The following is a 3769-nucleotide window of genomic DNA, read 5'->3' as shown; positions in this document are numbered from 1 at the left end:
GAAATAAGTAAAGTGGACGATTTGTGGCACATCATGTGGGACTGCCAACGCCGCATGGCATAAGCCCTTTAGGTGTTGCACACAGGACGCAGCGCACTGCCGGGGTGTGGTCTCACTGGAATTTGTAACCCGCGCTATGCGTGCGCACAGATAGGGTCGGCTCGGACAGTTCAAAAAACTCATTTCGTCCTGAATATGGTTCAAAAAACACCCCCACAGACAATTATTTTTTTTGACATTTTCCAGATAGTCCGTCCCCGTGCCAAGACTAAAAAAAGACAAGATAAACTTTTCTTATTGCGTTGGATCGCAGCGAGATGCGCATGGCATTTAGCCAGTTCAAAAGTGTAATCGGCGCTCAATATCCGGTGCTGCTTCTGGTTTAACCGAGTCGACTCTTTATGATAAATCATGGAAACACCTCCAATAGTTGTTCAGCAAATAGCTTCTGCGAAGCTAATCATGAAAACATCAATAGCGAACAGATCATTTTCACATTTGTTAATCACCTTAAAAATGAAACATAAGAATGATAATTTCAATCATTAAAACTTAAAATCTCATCCAATAGATCAGTTCTTCTAATGCCTACCTGCTTCGCTCTACCAAATTTCCGACAAACTTCACCACACGCTTTCCTCCTTTCTAGCTCCTCCGTCCCGGATCTTTGGCTGGCTCAGTTCGATGATGCACGACTACCTAACGCCGTCAAAATATAGTAAGATTTAAATTTTTACTTGACTAAATTGGAGGCTTGACTTGACAAAGACCATCCCTGCTAGGTCTTCTGGCTACCCTCGAAAAACAGATGCAGACAGGTTAAGAACCCTGGCCTGGTTCTATGCTGTACAACAAGCCAGTAAGCTAGATACACGCGAGCTAGAACTTCGTTACCCAGCAACGCTCTCGCCCAGAGCACCCTCAACACACCGCTCATGTCTTTGGATAAAATACAAAAATGGCTCAGTCTGCCCCCGCGACATTGACAGACCGGAATCCCCCTCGCTTGTCAGTCGCATCGAGAAAGATTTTCCAGGGACAGGCAAATGGTATCGTCACTACATATGGCAATTGGTATGTGGACAGGCCTCAAGCATGGATGACGTGATAAAGGCGTACTATCGGCTTCCATTGAAGTTTCAAAGCAAAATCATCCAGCCAAGAGGCGAGTGGCTCAGCGGTATTTTCTGGAAAAATTCAAAATTTTCCACCGAAGAACTGTATGCAATTTTTACTGAAGAGAGAGGACTAGATGGTGGGGCTGCTATTGCTGCGCTAGCGCTTGAGAGCAAAATTTGCCAGAGAAAATATGATTTCCACTTGGGGATAGAAGCATTTAACGAATGGAAAAAATGGGAGGGCTGGGACAATTTTGAGAATTGGCTTAAAATTAAGCACGATCCAAAATATTACGATGGCCATCTAAGCCTACCATTATTTGAGATTATCAACAGTGACAATGGAACCGGCAACCATTATTACTATAATTACGATGACGAAGATGATGACGATTATTAACATCAATGCCTTCGTGTACCATAATTACGTCCATGGAAGTGGCTTTGCGCACCGAGTCCTATCCATGCAACAAAGCAAAAAAATGAATTGCATTTCATTCGTTACCACGGCAAAATAGTGCCACCTTGCCCTTAGGCATTGCGTCCAAGTGACGCCTTCACCCCCCTCCACCGGTGTTCACTACAGATTAATTAAGTAGGCCCTCTTTCTGCGTCTGGTTAGCACCTAGTAAGCAGATTCGCATAGTTAATATTTTTCCAGCCTCCCCGTTGCACTTTCAAGATTTTGCTCGTGGCCGCCTCGCAAATTATTCAGCCACTTGATATGCGACAATGCCATTGTGGCAGATAGGTTTCCTTGCGTTAGGGATGGGAAAAAATTTTACGCCATTATTTCGAATAAGCATAGCCATTGAGGACTAAATAATCATGCGCATCATTTATATCTTTATCATCACTTTGTTCGCGCTGCTGATAAATACAGCCAACGCAGAACAAACAATAGGCATCACCGCACCCGTTATTAAGAACGGGCTTACATGCCGCTATGATGTCACGGACGGATTTTCAGGAGTAAAACTCAGGGAACGAGTCGATACATTTCAATACAATGCTAACGGCACCATGCACTATAAGAGAGATAGCACTAATTTTGTGTACGACATGAATCTCAATCAGATCGTCCGCAACGGAGAGATTCATGAATACTATCACTGGCCATTCACTCCTGGCGAGGCATGGGATATTAAACTGAATACATCCGACCGAAGTTCTTTCACGGCAACCATATCTTCAGTCGGAATTGAAATCATCAATGGCGTTCGTTCCGCGCATACTCATTGGAGTTGGCACAGGGATGGAGGCGACTACAGAAGAGATTTTTGGCTTAATCTCGACACGGGATGCGAAGTGAAAGAGACGTATTATGCCGAAGGAAACAAAAATCGGATTTATAACATAACATTACCAGCCACTCTATAGACACATTGATTACAGACTGCACCACCATGAGGAAGACGCCCACCCTTCGTGAGCGTCTTCCTTCTTATGCCAGGGCTAATTAAAATTGCGCGCGTTCCCCTTGAAAGATATCACTTATCATGAGGAAATGGTCAGAGTCTTGGAATCAAGATGAGCTTGATCTCGGTGTTTTATCTGTCGACTGGAGCTTTGGTAATCCCCCCTGAAATTAGTCGTCGTCTGAAGTAGAATTTTCTCCAACAGGATTGAAGGGAATTTTGCGTGAAGACGTCCCGCTTTTCAGACAGCCAGATCATCGCCATCCTCAAGCAAGCAGAGGGCGGCAGCCCTGTGCCAGAGCTGTGCCGTGAACACGGCATCAGTTCGGCAACGTTCTACAAGTGGCGTGCCAAGTTCGGCGGCATGGATGCATCACTCATGGCCCGGCTCAAAGAGTTGGAAGACGAAAATCGCCGGCTCAAGAAGATGTATGCCGAGGAACGGCTCAAGGCCGAGATCATTCAGGAGGCTATGGCAAAAAAGTGGTGAAGCCGTCTCGTCGACGCGAGATGGCACACCAGGTTGTGCAAGCGAAAGGCGTCAGCATAAGGTTGGCCTGCCAGGCCTTCTCCATCAGCGAGACTTGCTATCGGTATCGGGCAAGCACCAGTGCAATCAATGAGGAGATTGCCGACCACCTGATCCGGTTAACCCATAACCAGCGCAACTGGGGCTTTGGCTTATGCTTTTTGTACCTGCGCAACGTGAAGGGCTATCGGTGGAATCACAAGCGGGTCTACCGGATTTATCGCGAACTGGAGCTAAACCTACGCATCAAACCCAGGAAGCGAATCGTCCGCGCCAAGCCGGAGCCATTGGCAGTACCTGCAACCGTGAACGAGTGCTGGTCGATGGATTTCATGCACGACCAGCTGTCGGATGGGCGTAGCTACCGGCTATTCAACGTGATCGATGATTTTAACCGTGAAGCGCTGGCCATGGATGTGGATCTGTCGTTGCCGTCAGAGCGTGTGGTGCGAGCCTTGGATCAGGTCATTGAATGGCGTGGCAAGCCCAAAGTGATTCGCAGCGACAACGGCCCGGCATACATCGGTGCTACGCTGAAGGGCACGATTCTCAGCAGGAGAAAGGCGTGTTTTCAAATAATGCGTTCGTACGCTAACCCCTTCTGTTTTTGAAGAAATAAGTAAAGTGGACGATTTGTGGCACATCATGTGGGACTGCCAACGCCGCATGGCATAAGCCCTTTAGGTGTTGCACACAGGACGCAG

General features: G+C 46.9%; 2 protein-coding genes and 1 pseudogene. All 3 read left to right on the top strand.

Features of this window, described 5'->3' with window-relative positions; genetic code table 11:
• The first annotated feature begins 759 nt into the window (after positions 1 to 759).
• Positions 760 to 1518 carry a hypothetical protein gene (locus G520_RS25040; protein WP_156876967.1) on the top strand — a complete coding sequence of 253 codons (759 nt, stop codon included), beginning with the start codon at positions 760 to 762 and terminating at the stop codon, positions 1516 to 1518.
• 428 nt (positions 1519 to 1946) lie between these two features.
• Positions 1947 to 2498, top strand: coding sequence for a hypothetical protein (locus tag G520_RS25035; protein ID WP_156876966.1), 552 nt, complete (start codon positions 1947 to 1949; stop codon positions 2496 to 2498).
• A gap of 261 nt (positions 2499 to 2759) precedes the next feature.
• A pseudogene (locus tag G520_RS22910) lies at positions 2760 to 3601 on the top strand (IS3 family transposase); the annotation flags it as partial.
• Positions 3602 to 3769 lie beyond the last annotated feature (168 nt).

This window comes from Paludibacterium yongneupense DSM 18731, from assembly GCF_000422925.1.
Classification (GTDB): Bacteria; Pseudomonadota; Gammaproteobacteria; order Burkholderiales; family Chromobacteriaceae; genus Paludibacterium; species Paludibacterium yongneupense.
This window is presented reverse-complemented; position numbering and strand designations above follow the sequence as displayed.

Bases quoted from the DNA above. Each gene is read 5' to 3' on its own strand.
- G520_RS25035 (WP_156876966.1), top strand. From the start codon at position 1,947: ATGCGCATCATTTATATCTTTATCATCACTTTGTTCGCGCTGCTGATA.